Genomic DNA, 22970 nt, shown 5'->3' with positions numbered 1-22970 from the left:
TCGTATTGGCTTTGACGTCTTTATAACCCAACTGTATGTTTAAAATAAACCCCTTATCTACAATCGTAGGTAAGGGGTTTTTATTTATAAGGCGCGTTTTACGTTACTGTTTTTTTACCATTTCAATATCTCTTAAGTCTCAGGACTATGCTATAAATAAATCAAAGACTAATAGTATCAGTATCAACTGAATGGAGAAACAGAACGATGACAGCCCATATCGAACGTATAAATATACCTTTAACCTCGCCGCTAATTGTTGCAGCATTGCTGTTTAGCACTGCCGCGTGCTCCAACCCTTCAGCAGTAAGCCCTAGCAATAATAAAAGTACCGCAACAGAGTCTAAAGAGGTTTCCACTTCAGATAGCAATGCTCAAACCGTCACACAAACCACTACACAAACAAAGACTAGCAAGCCTGACTTTACCACCAAGGCAATCGCTACCTTTGATGAGCCTTGGGCTATGACAGCGTTACCTACTGCAGATAGTACAGCACCAAAATTGCTAGTAACACAAAAAACAGGTGAGCTATTTATCGTAGATACCGCGACGGGTAATAAAACCAAAATCGAAGGCGTGCCTACAGTCGCTTACGGTGGTCAAGGCGGCTTAGGAGACATCATCGTGGCTCCAGATTTCGCGACGTCCAATACCGTTTATCTTAGCTACGCGGAAGCAGGAACAGGAAGTGATAGTAATAAATTTGGCGCTAAAGTTATCAAAGCGACACTCTCAGGATTAGAGACAGCCACACCTACGTTGCAAGATATCACGCCTATCTGGCAACAGTCTCCGAAAGTCACAGGACAAGGACATTATAGTCATCGCCTGCTGTTTTCTCCCGATGGGCGTTATCTCTATATCAGCTCAGGCGAGCGTCAAGACAAAGACCCAGCACAAGACATGAATGGCAATCTGGGTAAGATAATACGGTTGAGTCCTGATGGTAACGCCCCAACAGACAATCCGTTTACTGATAATGAGTTGGCCAAACAGTTTTGGACCATCGGACATCGCAATGTGCTTGGTATGGCATTTGATGATAGTGGACAGCTTTGGGCGCATGAAATGGGACCAAAAGGCGGGGATGAATTTAATATTATTGAGAAGGGTAACAATTATGGCTGGCCAGTGGTATCCAATGGCCGCAATTATTCAGGTTTAGACATTCCTGACCATGACACAAAGCCAGAGTTTACGGCACCAAAAATTACTTGGACACCTGTCATATCACCATCTGCTATGAGCATCTATGTGGCTGGTACTCATAATGACTTTCCTAGCTGGCAGGGCAATGCGCTTATCAGTGGCCTATCGTCTAAAGCGCTTATCGTAGTGGGCATAAACGACGACAATACCGCCGCTGAGCGTTACCGTTATGACATGGGAGAGCGTATCCGCAGTGTGCTAGCAGTAGACGGGCAAGTGTGGACACTTGAAGACGGTAATGATGCACAATTACTTAGATTATTGCCCAAATAACATCGAAACAATATTGAAAAAACATCAAATTAAAGACGTAGTTACCTATCTGTATATTTAATTATTTTAATAAAACTATTCAATTCTTTTAGAGTAAATTAATAGTTTTATCAAGTTTTATTTTGTAATAGATTGATAGTTAAGACCTATTTTGTTAAGGTAACGTTCCTTGAAATTTGAGACTTGCACATGGAAGAAGTAAAAGTAGGCAGATTAGGACCTTTTCCGCGGGTAAGTAAACCTGTGTTTATTACATCGTCACTGCTGATTATTGGCTTTATTATTTTCGGTGCGTTTTTCACCGAAACAGCAGGGGCTGTTTTTAGTTTTTTACAAAATTTTATTACCGATAAGTTTGGTTGGCTATTCATTATTCTGGTCAATACCGCGCTTGCGCTTTGTATATACTTGGCAATGAGTCGCTATGGTGACATTCGACTAGGTAACCAAACAGAACGACCGCAGTACAATCTGTTCTCTTGGATTGGTATGCTATTTTCTGCAGGTATTGGTATTGGTCTGGTTTATTGGGGTACAGCAGAGCCGTTGTATCACTTTATGGCACCACCAATGGGCGATTCAGAGACAGTAGAAGCCGCAAAGCAAGCGATGAATATCTCATTTATGCATTGGGGTCTACACGCTTGGGCGATTTATACGATTGTAGCGCTATCTTTAGCGTACTTCCATTTCCGTCGCGGCCTACCATTATCGATTCGATCTACTTTGTATCCTTTACTTGGTAAAAAGATCTATGGTCGTTGGGGACACACGGTCGATATCTTGGCTGTGTTTGGTACGATGTTTGGTGTGGTTACTTCGCTCGGGCTTGGGGTTATGCAGATCAACTCTGGACTCGAAAAGCTGTTTGGTACGCCTAACAGTCTTACCGTACAGTTTGGCTTGATCGCTTTCATCACAGCGCTAGCAGCAGCTTCAGTCTTGATGGGTTTGGATAAAGGTATTAAGCGTTTAAGTGATATCAATATTGGTTTCACTATCGTCTTATTAGCGTTTATGGTCATCTTAGGACCAACGCTATTTATCTTTGATAGTTTTATCGAAAACATCGGCAACTATCTGACTGTGATTGTACCTCTAGGTACATGGGGTGAGTCTTATAGCGGGACAGATTGGCAAAGTAGTTGGACGATATTTTATTGGGCATGGTGGGTTAGTTGGGCACCATTCGTTGGTATCTTTATTGCTCGTATCTCTCGTGGTCGTACTATCCGTGAGTTTACGCTTGGTGTACTACTGATTCCAATGCTGATTTTGTTCTTCTGGTTTACCACCTTTGGCGGCGTTGCTGTTCATATGGAGCTTGCTTCTGCTGTGTCAGGTGTTAGCCCAGGATTGGTTGAAGCAGTACAAGCAGATTCTGGTAGTGCCATCTTTAAGTTGGTTGAGTACTATCCATTGGCAAAACCGATTACGCTACTGATTGTCGTCATGATTATGCTATGGTTTGTGACCTCGTCAGATTCTGCTAGCTTTGTCATCGATATGTTGACTGCTGGTGGCGATACCAACCCACCGAAAATCCAACGCTTATTTTGGGCGACGACAGAAGGCGTTATCGCTGCTATCTTACTAGCGGCTGGTGGACTGTCTGCTCTACAGGCGGCAGCGATCGTAGCAGGACTACCGTTTGCCTTAGTAGTCTTTGTCATGATGTATGCGCTACTGCGTGGTTTGAGTCGCGATCGTCTGATTCTATACAGAGCGCAGCAAGGCTTTATTACGGATGAATCAGCAGACCATAACTCAGCGAATGAGTTCGTTGACGAGCATCTGCTAAAAGGGCCACCTAAGATTGTTAAAGGTGACTAAGAAGTAGATAGCATCAAGACAGCTATTTAAGATTTTGATAAAAGAAGCCCCAATTTATTTTTAAATTGGGGCTTCTTTATTGGGTAAAGATATTTAAATTTATTCAGGAAAATTCAGATTGTTGAAATATTATTGCTGCAATGTTACTACGATTTCTATACATTCGGCAGTATTTACATGGTGTTATATTTAGTGATTCGTTCATACCTTGGTATGGTTACGCTCTTTTTTGGGGACACACCTATGGATCATGTAAAAGTTGGCAGGTTAGGCCCTTTTCCGCGAGTAAGTAAACCTGTTTTTTTAACTTCAGCATTACTGATTATTACATTTATTGTTCTTGGCGTTTTTTTTACTGAATCTGCCGGTACGTTGTTCAGTTTTTTACAAGGCTTTATTACCGATAAATTTGGTTGGTTTTTCATTATTCTCGTTAATGTGGCCTTAGGACTTTGTGTTTATTTGTCTATGAGCCGTTATGGCGATATTCGCCTTGGTGCTCAAACTGAGACACCACAGTACAGTCTATTTTCGTGGATCGGCATGCTGTTCTCTGCTGGCATCGGTATTGGACTTGTCTACTGGGGTACAGCAGAGCCCTTATATCACTTTATGGCACCGCCACTCGGTGAAAACGAAACGATAGAAGCCGCCAAGCAGGCGATGAATATTACCTTCTTACATTGGGGCTTACATGCTTGGGCATTGTATGCAATTGTAGCGCTATCTTTAGCCTATTTCCATTTTCGCCGTGGCTTACCACTATCGATTCGCTCAACCCTTTATCCTATATTGGGTAAAAAGATATATGGCTCGTGGGGTCATGCCGTTGATATCTTAGCCGTATTCGGTACGATGTTTGGTGTGGTGACGTCACTCGGTCTTGGAGTGATGCAAATTAACTCAGGGCTTGAGAAATTATTTGGTATTCCTAATAATCTCACAATACAAATTGCTCTGATTGCCTTTGTTACTGCTTTGGCCGCATGTTCTGTCATGATGGGCTTGGATAAGGGTATCAAGCGTCTAAGCGATGTAAACATCGGCTTAACGGCTATTCTGCTTGGTTTTATGGTCGTCTTAGGGCCGACGCTTTTCATTTTTGATAGCTTCCTAGAAAATATCGGCAACTATCTTTCAGTGGTTGTGCCATTAGGTCTGTGGGGTGAGTCTTATGAAGGTGAGGCAAACTGGCAGTCAGCATGGACGATATTTTATTGGGCGTGGTGGGTAAGTTGGGCACCATTTGTCGGCGTGTTTATTGCTCGTATCAGCCGTGGTCGTACGATTAGAGAGTTCGTACTTGGGGTATTACTTATCCCTATGACCATATTGTTCTTTTGGTTTTCAACTTTCGGCGGTGTTGCTATCCATATGGAGCTGCTCGCTGCTATTGATCCAGCGTTGGTTAGTCCTGGACTGGTCGAGGCGGTACAAACAGATTTTGGTAGTGCCATTTTTAAATTGGTTGAGTACTATCCATTGGCGCAACCCATCACATTCATGATTGTGATTATGATTATATTGTGGTTTGTGACCTCATCAGATTCAGCAAGTTTTGTCATTGATATGCTGACCGCAGGTGGTGATACCAATCCGCCAAAGATTCAACGTTTATTTTGGGCAAGCACTGAAGGCGTCATTGCTGCTGTTTTGTTGGCTGCTGGTGGATTGAGCGCGTTACAAGCAGCCGCTATCGTAGCAGGATTGCCATTTGCTTTGGTTATATTTGCCATGATGTATGCGCTACTGCGTGGTTTGAGTCGCGATCGATTGATATTATATAGAGCGCAGCAGCACTATATTACTGAAGAGTCAGCAGATCACAACTCGGCAGATGAATTTGCTGATGAGCATCTACTAAAAGGACCACCTAAGATTGTTAAAGGTGACTAAAAGTGGGCAAAAGTAAGACTGCTATTTAAGCTTTTGATAGAAGAAGCCCCAATTTATTTTTAAGTTGGGGCTTCTTTATTGGGTGAAAATACTTAAATTTATTCAGGACAAATTCGGATTGTTGAAAATTATTACCGAAATGTTACTACCATTTCTATACATTCGGTAGTATTTACAAGGTGTTATATTTGATAATTCGTTCATACCTTGGTATGGTTACGCACTTTTTTGGGGATATACCTATGGATCATGTAAAAGTTGGCCGATTAGGCCCTTTTCCGCGGGTAAGTAAACCTGTATTTTTGACTTCAGCAATCTTGATACTGGCGTTCATTATTTTTGGCGCTTTATTCAATGAACAAGCAGAAGTCGTATTTAACCAAGCAAAAGCATTTGTCTCTTTACGCTTCGGTTGGTTCTTTATTGTCGTGGTCAATTTAACATTGGTCATGAGTATTTATATGATATTTAGCCGCTACGGCGATATCAGACTCGGTCATCAGAATGAAAGGCCAGAGTACAATATGGTTTCTTGGATTGGTATGCTGTTTTCAGCAGGTATCGGTATCGGGCTGCTTTATTGGGGCACCGCTGAGCCGCTGTATCATTTCATGGCACCACCATTAGGCGAGGCGGAGACAGTTGCCGCTGCCAAACAAGCGATGAATATCTCGTTTTTACATTATGGTCTACATGTATGGGCGCTATATGGCATGGTTGCGCTATCGCTCGCATATTTTCATTATCGAGTAGGTTTGCCACTGGCTATCCGTTCGACACTTTACCCAATATTGGGTAAAAAAATCTACGGCGGTTGGGGACATACGGTAGATACACTTGCCGTATTTGGTACGATGTTTGGGGTAGTGACCACGTTAGGTCTTGGTGTCTTACAGATCAACTCAGGCCTTGAGACGTTATTTGGTATACCCAATAATATTACGGTGCAGATTATTTTGATTGGCCTTATCACCATGCTAGCAGGGTTATCTCTGTTTATGGGATTGGATAAAGGCATCAAGCGTCTAAGTGATACCAATATATTGTTCACTGTGATATTGCTAAGTTTTGTGATTATCTTTGGGCCTACGCAGTTTATTTTTAATAGCTTCGTAGAAAACATCGGCAACTATTTGCATCAAATCGTGCCATTAGGTTTGTGGACAGAGTCTTATAGAGGCGAAGAAAACTGGCAAGCCTCTTGGACGATTTTCTATTGGGCATGGTGGATTAGCTGGTCACCATTCGTTGGGGTATTCGTTGCACGTATCTCTCGTGGCCGTACCATCCGTGAGTTTATATTAGGCGTATTATTAATTCCTATCACGATATTGTTCCTGTGGTTTACTGCTTTTGGTGGTTCTGCGGTAAATATGGAGTTGGTGGCAGCAGCAGACCCTAACATAGTTAGTCCAGGTCTGATCGAAGCGGTCAAAGCCGATACAGGTAGCGCTATCTTTAAGTTGATGGAATCTTATCCATTAACGGGTGCGGTTAACTTGCTCATTGTGGTGATGATTGTATTATGGTTTGTTACCTCGTCAGATTCAGCCAGTTTTGTCATTGATATGCTGACTTCAGGTGGTGATACCAATCCGCCAAAGATTCAGCGCTTATTTTGGGCAGGTTCTGAAGGTGTTATCGCAGCTGTATTATTGGCAGCAGGTGGTTTGAGTGCACTACAAGCGGCATCGATTGTCTCAGGATTTCCTTTCGCTATTGTGATCGTCGTGATGATGTATTCTCTATTGCGTGGTCTCAGTCGAGATCGTTTGATACTGTATCGTAATCAGCAATGGTTTACCACAGAAGAGTCAGCAGAGCACAACTCGGCCAATGAATTCCGTGATGAAGAGTTACTAAAAGGCCCACCAGCACTTGAGAAAGATGCTTAAGCTTTAGAGTTTATTTTCTGGCTACAAAAATGCCCAGCTTGTCATAAGCTGGGTATTTTTATGGATGTTCAATATTTTTAATAAAAAAGCTTTCAATACAGCAGCTTTCAGTACAGCAGATTTCGATACAACTACTTTGTAGATCAGCTACATTCGCCTTTTGCATAACTAACGGCCTCAGGGATATTACAGGCTGAGCAGGCATTACTAGCCGCTCGGTAGCTGATCACTGATCCAATTTTTGTTTTTACACAGACGGGTTCATATTGTGCCGTACAGATATTATTGGCAGGGTTAGCGGGCGGACATTGAGTCAGAGCACCTTCAAATTGCTGACTGATATCAGGACTGGATGGGGTAGGTGTTTGACCAGACGTACCGATATCAGACATAGAGCTACAGCCAGTTAAAGCTAGAACTAATATCAATACAAGTGATGATGGTTTGAACGAAGATTGATTAATTGTGGAAAATCGACGATTGGATAGAGTTTGTTTCATAAGAAATGTCCTTATTCATAATATTTGATAGCGTCCTGTTATCGATGATTGATTTGCCTACTGAGGCTAAACGCTTAAGCATTTATGGTAGCTCATTTATCAGTAGCTATCTACTTAAACACCATACAAAAACCCCCAAGCTCAATTAAGCTTGGGGGTTTATTTTCTGCAATCGAATACTGACTTTACAACAGTATGTCTAAATCAAAGACATCTAGACTAACGACATTCGCTTATTCAGCTGGTTTGTCGTCTTGATTTAGCTGAACGTACTTGTCAAAGTTTTGAGCATAATCAGTCAAATTATCGCTCAGCATTTGGCGATACTGTTTGACATAAAACTCGACGATATCGTCTTTTTCTTTGGCGAAATCATCGCCTTTGACGAAGCCAATAGAGGCAACTGATGCGCTATAACGTGCTGCAGCATACAATAAAGAAGCACCTACTTGACCTGAATGTGCTTCAGGACCTAGCTGACTGTTGGCGATACCAATGATAGCATCAGCACGTTGATAGAATGCCTGCATTTCAGGGGTAATTTCGATGTTAGCATCAGCGTTTTGGTCTTGAATATTGTCTTGAGACATAAGCAACTCCTAATAATAAGTGTCAGTAGTTTTTAGTATATGAAAATGGTTGGTAAACGTTTTAAAGTAGTGACTCTTATAAACCAGCGTCTGCTTTTAAGATATCAGCTTTGTCTGTTTTTTCCCACGTAAAGGCAGTCTCTGAACCTGGACGACCAAAGTGTCCAAAGGTAGCAGTCTGCTGATACATTGGTTGTAGTAAGTTCAACATACGGGTAATGCCATAAGGACGTAGGTCAAAGTGAGTACGAATCAAGCGGATAATCTCATCGTTACTGATTTTGCTAGTACCAAAGGTATTAACAGAGATAGAGGTAGGCTCAGCGACACCAATCGCGTAGCTGACCTGTACTTCACAGCGCTCAGCAAGACCTGCTGCTACGATGTTTTTGGCAACATAACGTACCGCGTAAGCAGCACTACGATCGACTTTTGAAGGATCTTTACCACTGAACGCACCGCCACCATGACGTGCCATACCGCCGTAAGTATCAACAATAATTTTACGACCAGTCAAACCAGCATCACCAACAGGACCACCAATCACAAACTTACCAGTTGGGTTGATATGATAGCGTGTGCCAGCGTGCAGTAAGTCAGCTGGTAGCACTTGCTTGATGATAGACTCCATCACCGCTTCTTGTAGATCTGACTGCGAGATGCTTGGATCATGCTGTGTTGATAATACAACAGCATCGATGGCGACAGGACGATTACCATCATATTTCAAGGTCACCTGCGCTTTGGCATCTGGACGCAACCACGGCAACTCACCTGCGCGGCGCAGCTCCGACTGACGCTCCATCAAACGATGGGCATACTCGATAGGCGCTGGCATCAGGACTTCGGTCTCATTGCTAGCATAACCAAACATCAAGCCTTGGTCACCTGCACCTTGCTCTTCTGGGTCGCTACGATCGACGCCTTGCGCGATTTCAGGAGATTGCTTGCCTAGCATGTTGATGACTGCACAAGTCTCGCCATCAAAGCCTAGGTCTGAATGGTGATAGCCGATGCCATTTACAGTGTCACGAACCAGACGCTCTAAATCAATATTTGCCGTTGTGGTGATTTCACCTGCAAGTATGACTGCGCCTGTTTTTACTAAGGTTTCGCATGCCACACGTGCGTGCAGATCTTCACGTAAGATAGCGTCAAGGATAGCGTCTGATATTTGGTCAGCCATTTTGTCAGGATGGCCTTCGCTCACAGATTCTGAGGTAAATAAGTTGTATTCACGCATAATGGGATCGCTTAATTGAATCAATAAGGGTAGGAAAAGCAGCACATCTGGGTGCTGCTCTAATTAATTTTGACCACGCATTTACGCGGCAGATAATCGGTATTTCTTAATTTAAAATCGGTTTTGACTAAAATCTTTGCTAATAAATATGACCAAAGGGTGAGCGGACTATCATTTAATCAATATATAAAATGATACTGCCTCGCTCTAATATGGTCTTGGCGATAATGAGTTGAAGCAGTACTTGCCCTAATAGACAACGCTAATGTGCAGATTGCCTTATCAGAAGCAGGGTAATGACCAAAATCTCTTAACGCAAAATAGGGTTATTCTACCTTGAAACGTTATAAAACTCTAGTGAGCAACACTTGCTCTACTATAAGAAATGCTCAACAAGCAGTTCACTGCAATTAAAGCTGGTTACTGGATAGCGGTTTAGCTAGCTGAGTGATTAGCTAGCAGTAGCGTCTGCTTGAAATGAACAATACGTTACAACTCTAAAAATGCAGCTTTATCTTTGAACATGCATTCTTCATAGACAGGACAGGCGCCGCATTTGGGTGTACGAGCCTGGCAAGTATAGCGGCCGTGTAAGATAAGATAATGATGGGCGTCTACGATGAAGTCCTCTGGGATGCGCTCGACCAGCTTTTTTTCGACGATAAGTACGGTTTTCCCAGTGGCAAGCCCAGTACGATTGCCCACACGAAAGATATGCGTGTCAACGGCCATGGTCGGCTGGCCAAAGGCCGTATTCAACACAACGTTGGCAGTTTTACGGCCGACACCTGCCAGTGATTCTAAGTCTTTGCGGTTATCAGGAACAGTGCTATTAAATTTCTCAATCAAATCACGGCAGGTTTTGATGACGTTTTTTGCTTTGGTATTATATAAACCAATGTTTTTGATATAGGATTTTAGACCGTCTTCTCCTAGCGCCAGTATTGCCTCAGGTGTATTGGCCACAGGGTACAATTGCTTGGTAGCAATATTGACACTGACATCAGTCGCTTGTGCGGACAGAATTACCGCGATAAGTAACTCAAAATTACTGCCATAATTGAGTTCGGTGACAGGTTCATCAATAGTCGCTGCCAGCTTTTCAAAGAATGGACGCACGTTACGATTGGGCATTCGTCTAGAGGGCGGCGTGTCAGCTGTTTTATGTTTGACCGTTTTACTCATGGCATTTTGACTATTATTTTGATGAATGATGGTGCCAAATTATATGCTAGCGCTAGCATTCATGTTAATGATTAAAGTATCAATTTATTAACGCATTAATTGCGTAATCAGCTATTACCGTTATAACGCTACTTGCAATGACTCAAGCTCGGCTTGTAAGGATTCGAGTTCTGCTTGTTTCTTATCGTTTGCACGCACACTCAGTTGCTTTTCCAGTTTTTTGATTTTGGTACGGAGCTTGGCAGCCGCAATGGTATTTTTCGCTTGCGACTCACTGATGTTTAGAGACTGGCTTGCTGCATTATTGAGCTTGGCCTCTACCATACTAACGACAGGTCTACTATTGCTCGTATCGGCAAGCTGTTCTGTGACACGTTTCAAATGGGTATGGTAGCGTTGTCTCAAATCCTCTTGTTCTGCTATTCGCTCAGGCTCAGATATTTCTCGCTCAATCGTAACTAAGTCGATGCAATCAACAGGGCAGGGCGCGATACATAGCTCACAGCCCGTGCACAAATCTGTAAAAATCGTATGCATATGCTTACCAGTACCAACGATAGCATCGACTGGACAAGCAGGGATGCATTTGGTGCAGCCGATACAGTCATCTTCACGGATAACCGCACGAACCTCGGTCGGACGTTCGGAAGTAGCATCTATTGGCCACTGTGAAGGCACTGCCGTCAGCATAGCGTTAGAAGTGTCTATATCGAGAGTCTGAGCAATCGCGTCCGTGACTGGCTGACCACCGGGCACGCATTTATTGTACGGCTCGCCATCTAATACAATCGCAGCGGCATATGGCAGGCAACCATCTGGATGCTCACATAGTCCGCATTGCGTCTGTGGCAAACAAGCATCCACACGTGCAATTTTTGCCTGTATGTCAGCGGGCAAAGTATCAATGTGTAATGCATCGAATAAGATGGGTAGATTGACTAAGCGTATATTGGTGCTACTTTGCATTTAATTAAGGACCTTAATACCAGTCGTAAGAATAGGTATTAGTATAAATAGAGATAAAGTGTTGAGAAAGCGGTCTTTGTAAAACAGTATCTATAAGAGCATCTGCTCTGTCAGCGTTTTACTGCTCAGGTTAGCGTGTTACTTATTAAAAAATAAAGTTTAAAGTAAAACGCTTATCACAGGAGCAGCGATTTTAAAGAGATGAGATTGAAAATACAATACTATAGCGTAATGTGGTGTTTATAGATAAGTACTGATTATAAATCTATATTTTGTTCTTTAGCCACTTGGTCAATCAAATCGCGAGCGATACTGCCCTTCGGTGGGATTCTGGGTAGGTTTGAGAGATCAAAGAAATCAGCATGTGCTAGCTCATCTTCTTGCAAGATAATATCGCCATTGGCATACGATGCACGAAAACCAAGCATTAAGTTAGAGGGAAATGGCCATGGCTGACTACTCACATAGCGGATATCTGTTACGCTGATATTGACCTCTTCTGCGACTTCACGTACTACGGCATGCTCCAGACTCTCTCCAATTTCTACAAACCCTGCGATCAAACCATACATTGGCGGCAAATTTTGCTGTCCATGACGATGATGGTGAGCCAATAAGATTTGCATCTCACCCGTTACTGGATTTGGCCGAGTAATAGCAGTAATGACGCACGGTTGTACGCGAGGGTATTGGCGCAATCGACATACTGGACAAACCATGGCACGTTCGCCTTGGTCGGCATGTACAGTAGGGCTAGCACAGCGACTACAAAACTGCGTATCTGCTTGCCAGCTTAATAGTTGTATTGCTTGGCTAATCTGATCCGACAAAGCGACTGGCAAATGAGTCATCAGTTTTCGATAAGGAACAAAAGTGTTACCACTACTTTCAGCAATAATTGGTAGCGTCACGTTATGAGCAACTGCATAGTCATAAGTCATGGCGCTCGTCGCTTGGGCAGTAAAGCTATGAGCCATATTGGCATTAACCGTATCATCTGCATGGTTGCCAGTGCTATTGCTGTCGTCTGATAACCAATGATTTGGTGCTAGGCTCTCGTGCAGCGTTACGTGACCAACCTGATAAGCTTGCTCATTTGAGTCATTACTATCGGGCGATAACTGAACTTGTAAAGGCCACCAACCATCTGGCATTTGACGGCATAAGATACTGTCATCACTTAATACAAAAGCATGGGCCATATAAAATTCCAAACATTATAAAGTAAGTCCGCATCGAGGTAGACACAGACTGTTTTAGAGTAAAGTATCATCAATTCTATATAAACTAGATACCCAGATATCCATATATATTGTCAGGCTGGTTCAGCCTAATGACTAGGCTAGTTTAACCTAATGACTGTAGCGCTTTCACATGCCTGACTTGTACCTATATTATCTTGAGTTATCTATACGTAAATGAGATGTCATGGCTAAGAGATAATGACCATGACATGACAATGAGAAAAGTTAAGCAGCAAGTAGATGGCTTAAGCTCTGTTGACCCACATCAAGCGCTTGCTTGCTGACAGGGCGATTATTCTCAAAACCATCTAAGTGATGATCGACCGCCATGATAACATCAGCGATGCAGGCTAACGTACTGTCTTCGATACGTCGTCCGCCTTCGATACGTTGTTCGATGTAGTTGGCTAGCTGACTCAGCATGCTGGCAGGTGTGGCCAGTTGTAAGAAACGTACCGCGCCTGCTACTTGACGCATCATCCCAGGAATATTTTGGATATTGAGCATATCGCGTTCAGGCTCCGCCAAATAATCATTGATGGCTTGCTCAGCACTAGCAATAGCAGTTCGGCTTTCTTGTATCAAAGTATCATTGGCCGTATTAAGCTGATGCAATGAGATATGCGGGTTATTCAGTGGTAGATAGATTGCCCCTGGTGTATGCATCTCTGCCATAGCAATGGTGGCATTCTCTGCATGCATTAGCGCTAGTAGCAAATGATCAAAATCTTCAGGAGAAGGCGCTTGCCAATGGCTCACAGCTTCTGCTGCTTCGCTAAGACTATTGGCTGCGTTGGACAGACCTAATAAACGTAATGCCGAACTCAGTTCAGTCAGCTCTTTAATAATCTGCGCTGTCTGCATGTCAATAGGGTTAATTGAATCGCCACGTGCATAACTATCGACGTGTTCTTTAATGTTATTGATCTGATTTTGAATAATTGTGTTCAACGTATCGGTAAGTTCGCGGTTAGGACCGAATAAAAAGCGCTTCATTTGTTCTAGCTGAGCACCTTCTAAATGATTGCTTGCATACTGTTCACGTAGTTGATGCGCTTGCTCGTTATCACGTTGACAGGCAAAGCTCACTAAATCTGCAAAGCGGGTATCCATGACTGGTAAATAGCTTTGAAATTGCTGCTCTAAATAGATAAGTGTGTGCTTTTGACTTAGGTTTAATGGTAATACTGCTGCGATATCGGTCACGGCAGCAGTCGCCGCTTGCCAAAACAAACTATCAGTATTTGCAGCGATTAATGCACAAGCTGCACTCATAGCATCCAGCTTTTGCTGATCCGCAGAGTCAATTTTGCCATCTTGATTGAGTAGTGCAACCGCAAGGCCACTACGATACGCGTTGGTCAGCAGCTCTGTGTCTAGATTAAGTGCGCTTAGAGATTCAAAGTTTTGTTCAGGATTGGCGATGATGACACTACTGCTACCAAATGCAGAAAAATAGTCTGCTGTAATAGGAGCTTTTTGACTATGCGCATTAAGCTTGTTAATGACAGGTATCAGTAGAGTAGGCTCTACCGATTCAGTCAATAGTACAAACTCGACATAACGATCCAAGGTCATGATGGCTTCTGATAGATCCATGATCAAATCAGTATCGTTATTATCACCATTGTCATACAGTCTCTGTAGACCACCAACAATAGCATCATTCAATGCTTCTGCACCGACCAAAGAAATTAGTTTGAAAATACAAGACAGCTGCTTTAGCACTTCGATAGAGTCCGACAATAAAGGTGCCTGACTACTATCATCGTTGAACTCACTCAAATGAATCTCGGTGTCTTTAAGCGTTGCTATAACCTCATCATGCAATAAATGAAGTGATGGTAGGTTAAAATCAGTAACACTAAGTGTTGGGGCGGTTAACTTCATTTGCGCAGACTGGTCCATAAGTATTTTTCCATAATGTACTGATGAGAATAGCAATGGTGTAAAGTTGATTTAGAAAGTATTAGCTAGTGATGTTTTAACGCTTTCTATCATAATAATCAAGACTAAATTATACAAATGTCGGTTCAATAAAAATTCGAACGACAATTATATGCTAGCTTTTAGGGCAGGATAATCTTCTGCCAAAGCGGCATACCAGCTTTGGTCAGCAGTTTCATCCGCCGTTGATGCCAGCAATAAATTCGCTAAATTGGCGAAACTTGCATGAGCGGTTTGTCCGCCATCGGTATCTGTATCCTCTTCAATGGCAAGCGTGACCTGTCCACCAGTCATCGCCAAATAAACTTCGGCTAAAATCTCTGAGTCAAGTAATGCTCCGTGAAAAGTACGGTCTTGCTTACCAACATCTAGGCGACGCACGAGGGCATCTAGCGTGTTTTTTTGCCCAGGGTATTGCTGCTTGGCCATCGCCAGTGAATCGGTTACTTGCACTCGATTAGCAAAGTCATTCAGACCAACTTTTGCAAACTCCATATTTAAGAAGTTCATATCAAAAGTAGCGTTATGAGCGATAATCTCAGCGCCGTCCATAAAGTCATACAAAGACTGAGCCACTTGATCAAAGGTCGGCTTGTCGGTCAAAAATGCTTCAGAGATACCATGAATACGAATGACTTCGTCATCCATGCCACGCTGCGGATTGATATAAACGTGCAGCTTCTCACCAGTAAACTTACGTCCGACCAGCTCCACAATACCGACCTCGATAATACGATCGCCTTTTAGTGCATCAAGCCCTGTGGTTTCTGTATCCATGATAAGCTGACGATCTGCTTCATGGCGGTGTATCGGCTTTGGTAATAGCGGCTTGAAATATGGGTTGGCACGGCTAGTATCCCCATCGAACTTAGGGGCGTCAGATTCTACACTTGGCAATATATCATTGTCGACGGTATCATCTAGGTGCGTTTGAATATCTGGCATAGCTTTGGTACTCGTCGGGTTGTAGGTATTGTCTTGATGGCTGTTAGATTCTACAGCAATGTTTTCGTTTGTTTGAAGGTTGTCAGGTGTGCTCTGATTATCTTCTCTTAGCGGCTCAGGTTCTAAGAGCTCTTCATCAAACTCATCTTCTATCATATCTAAACCCAATGGATCGAAACTTAGCCAGTCAGCGCTAGATGATTTTTGCAAGGTATCAATGTTAGTGTCAGTATTAGTATCAATGTTAGGATTAATATCAGTCGCTATGTGGTCTTTTTTTTTAGTCGTATCTGCTTCACTAAGTATGGCTGAATGCCCGCTGTTTGAGGTAACACCTAAGTTTGCCAGCTCATCTGCTTTTTCATTACCAGCATGTCCAGCGTGACCCTTGACCCAATGCCAGCTGACATCACGCTGTTGGCAGAGCTTATCCAATTGTTGCCATAGGTCTTGATTGGCGACTGGCTTTTTACTGGCAGTTTTCCAGCCCTTTTTCTTCCAACCTTCAATCCATTCAGTTATGCCTTTTTTGACATAACTGGAGTCAGTCCAAATCTCAAGAGTATGCTCATGCGGGCTATGGGTCAGGGCTTGTATCGCACCCATTAGTTCCATACGGTTATTGGTGGTTTCTTTGTCGCCGCCGTACAAATCTTGCGTGCTGCCATCACTAAATATAAGGTGGGCGCCCCAGCCGCCAGCGCCAGGATTGCCTTTGCAGGCGCCATCAGTATAGGCCACAGTGGTATTTGTTTTAGCAGCCAATGGATCAATCGCGTTATCTTTATGAGTGTTTGGCATTGAATTACGGTTGTCTGACATAAAAGAGTATGGACCTGATAAGTGGTAAGCATAGGGTAGTACTAGAGCATCTCGTTTATGTTATTCGAACGATGATGATGACGTTGTGAGTATAGCAAATCTATCATAAATATGGGCAGTCGTGACGCACAAAGTCAGAAAACCCTTACGGTAACTTATAACATAATAGTAACGTCTTGGTTTTCTGTTAAAATAGCGAAGCTCGCTGAAAGCCACTGATTTTTAATGACAGAGCTGTCTTAGCTACAAAGATGCCCAAGCGCACTTTTCGTATCTGCTATTTGATGGTTTTTTGACAATAGTACACTTAATAAAAGTTTTTAATGCATGATTGCAGGATAACCCCATTATGTCCTTACGCTCGAATTTATTTAATAAGAGACTGACCTATTTGATGCTCAGTGTGACTGCCAGCAGCGCGATTTTTCTGAGCGCTTGTAATGATACTAGCCCTCAAGCAGATACCGAAGTCGCGTCCGATCTGTCTGTCTTTGAAGGTTGTTATACGGTGAGTCAAGATGAGCCTGCTCAGATAAAGGTCAGCCAGCAAGACGACACTTGGGTGATGCAGATGAAAGAACCCGTCACTGCTAAGCGCGTCTGGGATACTCCAGAGCCGTTAGAAGTGATTGAAAATAGCGACATACCGCAGTTCTTCTCTATCGATCCAGACAATGTCGATGCGGTTATTGGTCGTCCTGATCGAGTGCTGGTACTGGCGCACGTCAAACCAGCTTACGCAAATATTGATCCGCTCTTAGACAGTGAGTACTTGTCGTATATTTACCGAGGTGCGAATACGATCTACCGCGTGGAATGTGATGAGGTGAATACTGATATTTTAGCCAACCCACATGCTAATCTTGTTATCGATAATGTTGATGAAAGTATTTAAGTAAGCGTTGATAATAGCCTTTAGATAAATATCATTGTTAGTCGATGATATTTGCATAGACAGTATTTTGTTATAAACAGTCATACCATTAGAGTTAAGCAATATGAATTTTTTCAGTTACGTGGTGTTAGGCGGGTTTTCTTATGCAGCTGGTTGGGCGGTAAGGACATATGTATTAGACAAACAACCAACGCCTGAGCAGCCTCATAATCTAAAACACCCTGCGATTTTGGCATATTTGGGTGCATTTTTTATTATCATGTTGATCGTCTCTTGGCTGCTTGGTCGCTATGCACTTGGTCATGCTGCGATTGATTTACCTTTCATTATTGTCAACAGCCTCGTTGCGACATTCGTCTACTCGTTTGGTCTCAATCCAGAAAAAGCTAATTATGAAGTGCCTGATTAAAATACAGTATTGAATGAATTGTGAATAACAAAAGCCACGACCGAAGTATTAATTCTAGGTCGTGGCTTTTTCGATAGTGCAGTTTTCTAATAGCTGAAAGTATTAATATTTATGAGGCTTTCTTCAGATTGGTACCAGTCTCGTCGCTGTCTTTCTCATCATTACTAGTTTTATCGTTATCAGTCTTACTAGTGTCGCTCTTAACTTCTAACTTATCCTTAGTAGCTAATTGTTGCTGCTTCCATTCTTTATATTTTTGCAAATCTTTTCTGGCCTGCTTTAAACAAAATTTAAGTACTAGCGCATCATCGATATGGCCGATAAACGGAATAGAATCAGGAATGAGGTCAATTGGATTTAGCACATAGAGCGCACCAATAACGCCAGCTGAAATAGTCTTAAAAGGAATCTTACGGTAGTCACCTTTATAATAGTCTTTGACAAGACTCATAAATAGCATTAAATCATCACTAAACGGCTCAAGATAACCGCTGTCCTCTAACTTTTCTTTTAGCTTGTCTTCTTTGCCCAGCAAGTATTCCAAATTAGAGTCAAGTGACTTGTTTTTATCGGTTTTTTTATTAAACATAATTATTACCTTTTGTTTTTTGCGATGAATTTGTATTTACAGTAACAAATATGATCGACCTATATTGTGTGTCTCAGTAGCGAAAAAGTAAATATCGGTAAAGATTAGGCAACCATCAGTGTCAGAAAAGCGTCTACAATATGCTGCCATAAGGTCTAAAAACACAAGTCATAAAAATAAAAGCGATAAGGTAGCAGTAAGATATGGGGATTAAGCGTCAGGCATGGACAGATAATAAAAATAGTCATGCAACTGAAACATTATCTGGGCTAAACCGTCGGCAGTTTTTACGTCGAATCGGTGTGAGTGCAGGCACAGCAGTATTAGCGAGCCAAGGTATTTCTCAAGCATTTGCAGCCAGTCCTATCGAGTCTAATCATAGTACGCAGCTGACTAAAGATGATCTGCCAACTTCGTTGTTAGAGGGACACTCATCATCACAAATGTCACATGAGTCACTGACGCAGGCAGGTTGTATCACGCCTACGATTGAGACGCGACTTTTTGCCAGCTCCAATGTCGGTGGTAGTGATGAGCGTAATCAGTTAGCATTAGATCGTGTGGCTTGTGCTGGATTTAAAGTAGAGAATCCTGCTATTACCAATCGTCAGTACTTACGCTTTGCGGGAACGGACTCACAGCGTGCTAGCGATTTTCAAAACCTTGCCACTGGAGCAATAGCCGCGCCAAAGCTGCTGCTAGGTGTGCGCGGCGGTTACGGTGCCATGCGCATATTGCCTATGGTGGACTGGTCGACACTAGGACGGATTATGAAGGAGCGTGGCACGATACTCGCAGGCTTTAGTGATGTGACGGCTATTCAGTGTGCGCTATTGGCAAAAGGGTCAATGAGCTCGCTTGCCGCACCGATGCTCTATAGCGAGTTTGGCAAAACTGCGCCTGATAAGGTCAGCTGTCAGCAGTTTGTTGAAGTGCTGACCAATCCTAATCTAACTGTCAGCATACAGGATGCTACCTTAACCAGTCAGCAGCTACCTGCCATACTGACAAAGGGTGAGCCAAAACCATTAACTGGTACGATTTGGGGTGGCAACCTAAGTGTCGTATCGGCACTAGCAGGTAGTGAGTATTTACCGCGTATCGATGGTGGCATTGTGTTTTTAGAAGATGTCGGCGAGCAGGCGTATCGTATTGAGCGCATGTTATATGACTTATATCTCGCAGGTGTCTTTAAAAATCAGCAAGCGATTGTATTTGGGGCATTGTCTGGTACAGGCGAGGACAGTTATGACAAACGTTATGATGTCGCCACAGTCATTCGTCAATTGCATGAACTAACAGGGTTGCCAATATATAGTGGTATGCCTTTTGGTCATATCGGCAAAAAATACAGTTTTCCGCTGGGAGCAACTTGCCAGCTTATACCTAATACAAATGGCGGCTATCAGTTGGCATTTACCGATTATCCAACGATCAAGGCTGATGCTATCCACGCAGAAGGGTTGTGGCAGACTGCTTAAACGTTAATCACTGTCCTTTTTAAATAGCCAACCGCGAAAACTTATCTTGATATTCTTTAGGTGTCAGCTCTGTCGCACGTTTAAATAGACGCGTGAATGAAGAGATATCATCATAACCTACTTGATCGGCAAGTGACTTTATCGATACATCGCCCAATTCAAGTAAGCGTTTGGCTTGTTCAATCCTGACGGCCTGAATATACTCGATCGGTCGCATCGCCACGCAGGACTGAAAGCGCCTGTTTAAAGTGCGCGGGGTAATATTTACCATAGCGGCTAAACTACTGACCTGTAAAGAATGCTGAAAGTTCTCTTCGATATATTCTTGTACTTGTTTAATCAAATGGTCGGAATGCGGCTTGTGCAAGGTCACATTGGTATAGCTATTTTGACTGCCTCTTTTGCTATCGATAATTTGGGTTTTTGCCACTTGCGTAGAGATCTCACGTCCGCAGTAGCGCTCTATCAATAATAGCCCCAAATCATAAAAGGCGCTGCCGCCAGCTGCACAAAATATATTGCCTGACTGGTTCGTTGACTCGCTTCTTGAATGGGTCACAAACTGATTCTCTTGTAGGTCCACCAATGGAAAGTCTGCCTTAAACTTATTGGCATAGCCCCAGTGTGTGGTGGCTATCTTATGATCTAACAATCCCGCCTTTGCCAAAAAAAATGCACCGCTACAATTGCTTGCTATATCGGCTTTGGTATTCGCAAGTCGTACTAAGTGTGGCAGCAGCTCACTGTTTTGCGTCAACACCTTATCAATAGAATCGCCAATGGTTGGCACAAGCAATAAGTCGCACTCTGTCACGTCTCGAATATCACAGTGGGCTTGCATGATTAACCGATTGCTGCACCTAATATCGCCGCCACCCAAGCTTGCAATCTGTACATTAAATCTAGGCTCTACAGACTCATTCGAAAAGCGCTGCCAGCTGACCCCCGTGAATGAAAACAAGTCCAATGCGCCAGATAGTACGCTGCCAAGTACACCATCGAAGCCAAGAATAATCATTTTAAAAGGTTTGAAATAGGGCATAGGTCACTCGTTTCCTTTGCTGTGCTTACCAAAATAGCCATTACTTGGTTGATTTCAACTGCTTAGATACTCTGTTTGTGTCTTATTTGACCATAATTATGTCATAAATGACAATACGGACAAGTATCAAATTAGACTAATATCAATTGATAACCACATTTAATCAGTTAACGAGAATACTATGGCCGCAGATACCCTCCTAAACGATTTTGAATTACCTTTCCAATTGTATGATGTGCTAAGCACGGAATCACTCACCGAGCACGCGAAGTTCTCCGAACATAGCCGCGAGACATTTGATGCTGTATTAGAGACGGCAAATAAGATTGCGACAGATTTATTTTTACCGCACAACCATATTGCAGATAAGAACGAGCCGCAGTTCGATGGTAAAAAAGTCAGCATGATAAACGATGTGAAAGTCGCTTTTGATGCGTTCCGTGAGTCTGGCTTTGTCGCAGGTCGTTATAGCTTCGAAGATGGTGGCATGCAGTTACCTGAGACGGTGATGACTGCTGTGGCAGGCTACTTTATGGCAGCCAATCCATCAACGACTGCCTATCCATTTCTGACCACTGCGGCAATCAACGTCATCTCGCATTTTGCTAGTGATGAGATTAAAGCAGCCTTTATGCCGCGCATGCTGACAGGTGAATTTACTGGCACCATGGCACTGACCGAGCCACATGCAGGCTCATCGCTTGCCGATATCAAAACCATCGCCGTAAAACAAGACGATGGCTCGTATCGCGTTAAAGGCAGCAAGATTTATATCTCAGCAGGTGATCATGAGCTGTCTGACAATATCGTGCATTTGGTATTGGCCAAAGTACCAGGCGGCCCAGGCGGCGTCAAAGGTATCTCTTTATTTGCTGTGCCTAAGTATCGTTTAAACGGTGACTTGTCTGTTGGCGAGCGTAACGATGTACATTTGACTGGACTGATTCATAAACTTGGTTATAGAGGTGCGACTTCTACGGCATTGAGCTTCGGTGACGAAGGCGATTGTCATGGTTATTTAATCGGCGAAGAGCATTTTGGCTTGCGCTATATGTTCAAGATGATGAATGAGGCACGTATTGCAGTTGGTTTTGGCGCTTCTATGATTGGTTATCGCGGCTATCAGTACTCGCTAGATTATGCCAAAGACCGTACACAAGGTCGCATTGCGCCAAACAATAAGCCTGAAGATGATGCAACGGCCATTATTCAGCATGGTGACGTAAAGCGCATGCTATTAGCGCAAAAAGCCTACTCTGAAGGCGGCATCTCATTATGTCTATATGGTTCAAACCTAATTGACCGTATCAATACCTGTGAAGACGAAACGCTAAAAAATGAGCTAACCGAACTATTAGATTTGCTAACGCCAGTGCTAAAAGCATGGCCATCTGAGTATGGCCCAAAAGCCAATGACTTAGGTATTCAAGTATTGGGCGGCGCAGGCTATACGCGTGAATATCAGGCTGAGCAATTTTGGCGTGACAATCGTCTAAATCCTATCCATGAAGGCACAAACGGTGTGCAGGCGCTAGATTTGTCATTCCGCAAGTTATGGCAAAAAGGTGGGTTAGGCATTCAAATCCTAAAACGTGAAATTACAAAAGATTTAGAAAGCATCACTACGCCTGAGAGCGCGCAACTTGCAGGCAAGCTGATGCCTTATATGGGTCAGTTGCATGAAGTGCTCGTGCATTTGGGCAAAGTGTTGCAGACAGAAGAAGCGCTGACATTGACTGGTAATGCTCAAGCACTAATGAATATTTTTGCCTCAATTGTACTGAGCTGGATTTGGATTCGCCAAGCCAGTAAAGCTGAGCAGCTGCTAAGTACGACGCAAGATGTCGAGCAGCAAAACTTTTACAAAGGCAAGATACAAGCGGCCAAATACTTCATCGATTGGGAACTACCATTAGTTAAACGCGACATCGAATTATTAACCAACACCAACTCGGTTTGCACTGACATGCAAGCGGACTGGTTCTAAGGACAACTCTAAGGAA

General features: G+C 43.1%; 18 protein-coding genes. 8 read left to right on the top strand and 10 right to left on the bottom strand.

The annotated features are described in order from the left end of the window. Nucleotides 1-228: 228 nt before the first annotated feature. The 4 genes from ACHEVO_RS01890 (at nucleotide 229) to ACHEVO_RS01875 (ending at nucleotide 7109) form a co-directional block, all read left to right on the top strand. Nucleotides 229-1485, top strand: coding sequence for a PQQ-dependent sugar dehydrogenase (locus ACHEVO_RS01890; RefSeq protein WP_394123913.1), 1257 nt, complete (start codon nucleotides 229-231; stop codon nucleotides 1483-1485). Nucleotides 1486-1674: 189 nt separating this feature from the next. Continuing rightward, the gene (locus ACHEVO_RS01885; RefSeq protein ID WP_394123702.1) at nucleotides 1675-3318 is read left to right on the top strand and encodes a BCCT family transporter; all 1644 of its coding nucleotides are present in this window, start codon (nucleotides 1675-1677) and stop codon (nucleotides 3316-3318) included. A gap of 243 nt (nucleotides 3319-3561) precedes the next feature. Next, nucleotides 3562-5214, top strand: coding sequence for a BCCT family transporter (locus tag ACHEVO_RS01880; RefSeq protein ID WP_394123701.1), 1653 nt, complete (start codon nucleotides 3562-3564; stop codon nucleotides 5212-5214). A gap of 242 nt (nucleotides 5215-5456) precedes the next feature. Then, nucleotides 5457-7109: a BCCT family transporter gene (locus ACHEVO_RS01875; RefSeq protein ID WP_057760694.1), complete on the top strand. Its 1653-nt coding sequence runs from the start codon at nucleotides 5457-5459 to the stop codon at nucleotides 7107-7109. Nucleotides 7110-7252: 143 nt separating this feature from the next. Here the strand turns inward: ACHEVO_RS01875 and ACHEVO_RS01870 are convergent, their stop codons facing one another. From ACHEVO_RS01870 to dnaQ, 8 genes are all read right to left on the bottom strand, one after another. Next, nucleotides 7253-7609, bottom strand: coding sequence for a hypothetical protein (locus ACHEVO_RS01870; RefSeq protein WP_394123700.1), 357 nt, complete (start codon nucleotides 7607-7609; stop codon nucleotides 7253-7255). A gap of 233 nt (nucleotides 7610-7842) precedes the next feature. After that, a complete protein-coding gene (locus tag ACHEVO_RS01865) occupies nucleotides 7843-8199 on the bottom strand; it encodes a DUF3144 domain-containing protein (protein WP_102078350.1) in 357 nt (118 codons plus the stop codon). A 76-nt stretch (nucleotides 8200-8275) separates the two neighbouring features. After that, nucleotides 8276-9442, bottom strand: coding sequence for a methionine adenosyltransferase (gene metK, locus ACHEVO_RS01860; RefSeq protein ID WP_057760687.1), 1167 nt, complete (start codon nucleotides 9440-9442; stop codon nucleotides 8276-8278). A 489-nt stretch (nucleotides 9443-9931) separates the two neighbouring features. Beyond that, nucleotides 9932-10627: an endonuclease III gene (gene nth, locus ACHEVO_RS01855; protein WP_394123699.1), complete on the bottom strand. Its 696-nt coding sequence runs from the start codon at nucleotides 10625-10627 to the stop codon at nucleotides 9932-9934. Between the two features lie 120 nt (nucleotides 10628-10747). Continuing rightward, on the bottom strand, nucleotides 10748-11593 hold the full coding sequence (locus ACHEVO_RS01850) for an RnfABCDGE type electron transport complex subunit B (protein ID WP_394123698.1): 846 nt from the start codon (nucleotides 11591-11593) through the stop codon (nucleotides 10748-10750). A 257-nt stretch (nucleotides 11594-11850) separates the two neighbouring features. Beyond that, the gene (gene nudC / locus ACHEVO_RS01845; protein WP_394123697.1) at nucleotides 11851-12795 is read right to left on the bottom strand and encodes an NAD(+) diphosphatase; all 945 of its coding nucleotides are present in this window, start codon (nucleotides 12793-12795) and stop codon (nucleotides 11851-11853) included. A gap of 267 nt (nucleotides 12796-13062) precedes the next feature. Beyond that, the gene (locus tag ACHEVO_RS01840) at nucleotides 13063-14745 is read right to left on the bottom strand and encodes a hypothetical protein (protein ID WP_394123696.1); all 1683 of its coding nucleotides are present in this window, start codon (nucleotides 14743-14745) and stop codon (nucleotides 13063-13065) included. A gap of 147 nt (nucleotides 14746-14892) precedes the next feature. After that, entirely contained in the window at nucleotides 14893-16551 is a 1659-nt protein-coding gene (dnaQ, locus tag ACHEVO_RS01835) for a DNA polymerase III subunit epsilon (protein WP_394123695.1), read from the bottom strand. Nucleotides 16552-16900: 349 nt separating this feature from the next. On the opposite strand from dnaQ, the gene ACHEVO_RS01830 reads away from it, so the two are divergent. Beyond that, nucleotides 16901-17446, top strand: coding sequence for a hypothetical protein (locus ACHEVO_RS01830; RefSeq protein ID WP_394123694.1), 546 nt, complete (start codon nucleotides 16901-16903; stop codon nucleotides 17444-17446). A gap of 103 nt (nucleotides 17447-17549) precedes the next feature. Beyond that, nucleotides 17550-17855, top strand: coding sequence for a hypothetical protein (locus ACHEVO_RS01825; RefSeq protein ID WP_394123693.1), 306 nt, complete (start codon nucleotides 17550-17552; stop codon nucleotides 17853-17855). Between the two features lie 109 nt (nucleotides 17856-17964). On the opposite strand, the gene ACHEVO_RS01820 is transcribed toward ACHEVO_RS01825, so the two are convergent. Next, complete coding sequence (locus tag ACHEVO_RS01820; RefSeq protein WP_394123692.1) at nucleotides 17965-18444, bottom strand: YkvA family protein; 480 nt, start codon at nucleotides 18442-18444, stop codon at nucleotides 17965-17967. 203 nt (nucleotides 18445-18647) lie between these two features. Here ACHEVO_RS01820 and ACHEVO_RS01815 point away from each other — a divergent pair, with 203 nt between their 5' ends. Beyond that, nucleotides 18648-19925, top strand: a complete 1278-nt coding sequence (locus ACHEVO_RS01815; protein ID WP_394123691.1) for an LD-carboxypeptidase — start codon at nucleotides 18648-18650, stop codon at nucleotides 19923-19925. Between the two features lie 19 nt (nucleotides 19926-19944). Here the strand turns inward: ACHEVO_RS01815 and ACHEVO_RS01810 are convergent, their stop codons facing one another. Beyond that, nucleotides 19945-20967: a GlxA family transcriptional regulator gene (locus ACHEVO_RS01810; RefSeq protein WP_114700239.1), complete on the bottom strand. Its 1023-nt coding sequence runs from the start codon at nucleotides 20965-20967 to the stop codon at nucleotides 19945-19947. A 181-nt stretch (nucleotides 20968-21148) separates the two neighbouring features. Here ACHEVO_RS01810 and ACHEVO_RS01805 point away from each other — a divergent pair, with 181 nt between their 5' ends. Beyond that, a complete protein-coding gene (locus tag ACHEVO_RS01805) occupies nucleotides 21149-22954 on the top strand; it encodes an acyl-CoA dehydrogenase (protein WP_394123690.1) in 1806 nt (601 codons plus the stop codon). Nucleotides 22955-22970 lie beyond the last annotated feature (16 nt).

Source organism: Psychrobacter nivimaris, assembly GCF_043419765.1.
In the GTDB taxonomy this organism is placed as follows: Bacteria; Pseudomonadota; Gammaproteobacteria; order Pseudomonadales; family Moraxellaceae; genus Psychrobacter.
Note: the sequence above shows the minus strand (reverse complement) of the source record. Positions and strands in the feature narration are given on the sequence as shown.

What these genes read in the sequence shown, in the direction of transcription:
- ACHEVO_RS01885 (WP_394123702.1), top strand. Translation starts at nt 1,675, where the DNA reads ATGGAAGAAGTAAAAGTAGGCAGATTAGGACCTTTTCCGCGGGTAAGT.
- ACHEVO_RS01880 (WP_394123701.1), top strand. Translation starts at nt 3,562, where the DNA reads ATGGATCATGTAAAAGTTGGCAGGTTAGGCCCTTTTCCGCGAGTAAGT.
- ACHEVO_RS01875 (WP_057760694.1), top strand. Translation starts at nt 5,457, where the DNA reads ATGGATCATGTAAAAGTTGGCCGATTAGGCCCTTTTCCGCGGGTAAGT.
- ACHEVO_RS01870 (WP_394123700.1), bottom strand. Translation starts at nt 7,609, where the DNA reads ATGAAACAAACTCTATCCAATCGTCGATTTTCCACAATTAATCAATCT.
- ACHEVO_RS01865 (WP_102078350.1), bottom strand. Translation starts at nt 8,199, where the DNA reads ATGTCTCAAGACAATATTCAAGACCAAAACGCTGATGCTAACATCGAA.
- metK (WP_057760687.1), bottom strand. Translation starts at nt 9,442, where the DNA reads ATGCGTGAATACAACTTATTTACCTCAGAATCTGTGAGCGAAGGCCAT.
- nth (WP_394123699.1), bottom strand. Translation starts at nt 10,627, where the DNA reads ATGAGTAAAACGGTCAAACATAAAACAGCTGACACGCCGCCCTCTAGA.
- ACHEVO_RS01850 (WP_394123698.1), bottom strand. Translation starts at nt 11,593, where the DNA reads ATGCAAAGTAGCACCAATATACGCTTAGTCAATCTACCCATCTTATTC.
- nudC (WP_394123697.1), bottom strand. Translation starts at nt 12,795, where the DNA reads ATGGCCCATGCTTTTGTATTAAGTGATGACAGTATCTTATGCCGTCAA.
- ACHEVO_RS01840 (WP_394123696.1), bottom strand. Translation starts at nt 14,745, where the DNA reads ATGGACCAGTCTGCGCAAATGAAGTTAACCGCCCCAACACTTAGTGTT.
- dnaQ (WP_394123695.1), bottom strand. Translation starts at nt 16,551, where the DNA reads ATGTCAGACAACCGTAATTCAATGCCAAACACTCATAAAGATAACGCG.
- ACHEVO_RS01830 (WP_394123694.1), top strand. Translation starts at nt 16,901, where the DNA reads ATGTCCTTACGCTCGAATTTATTTAATAAGAGACTGACCTATTTGATG.
- ACHEVO_RS01825 (WP_394123693.1), top strand. Translation starts at nt 17,550, where the DNA reads ATGAATTTTTTCAGTTACGTGGTGTTAGGCGGGTTTTCTTATGCAGCT.
- ACHEVO_RS01820 (WP_394123692.1), bottom strand. Translation starts at nt 18,444, where the DNA reads ATGTTTAATAAAAAAACCGATAAAAACAAGTCACTTGACTCTAATTTG.
- ACHEVO_RS01815 (WP_394123691.1), top strand. Translation starts at nt 18,648, where the DNA reads ATGGGGATTAAGCGTCAGGCATGGACAGATAATAAAAATAGTCATGCA.
- ACHEVO_RS01810 (WP_114700239.1), bottom strand. Translation starts at nt 20,967, where the DNA reads ATGCCCTATTTCAAACCTTTTAAAATGATTATTCTTGGCTTCGATGGT.
- ACHEVO_RS01805 (WP_394123690.1), top strand. Translation starts at nt 21,149, where the DNA reads ATGGCCGCAGATACCCTCCTAAACGATTTTGAATTACCTTTCCAATTG.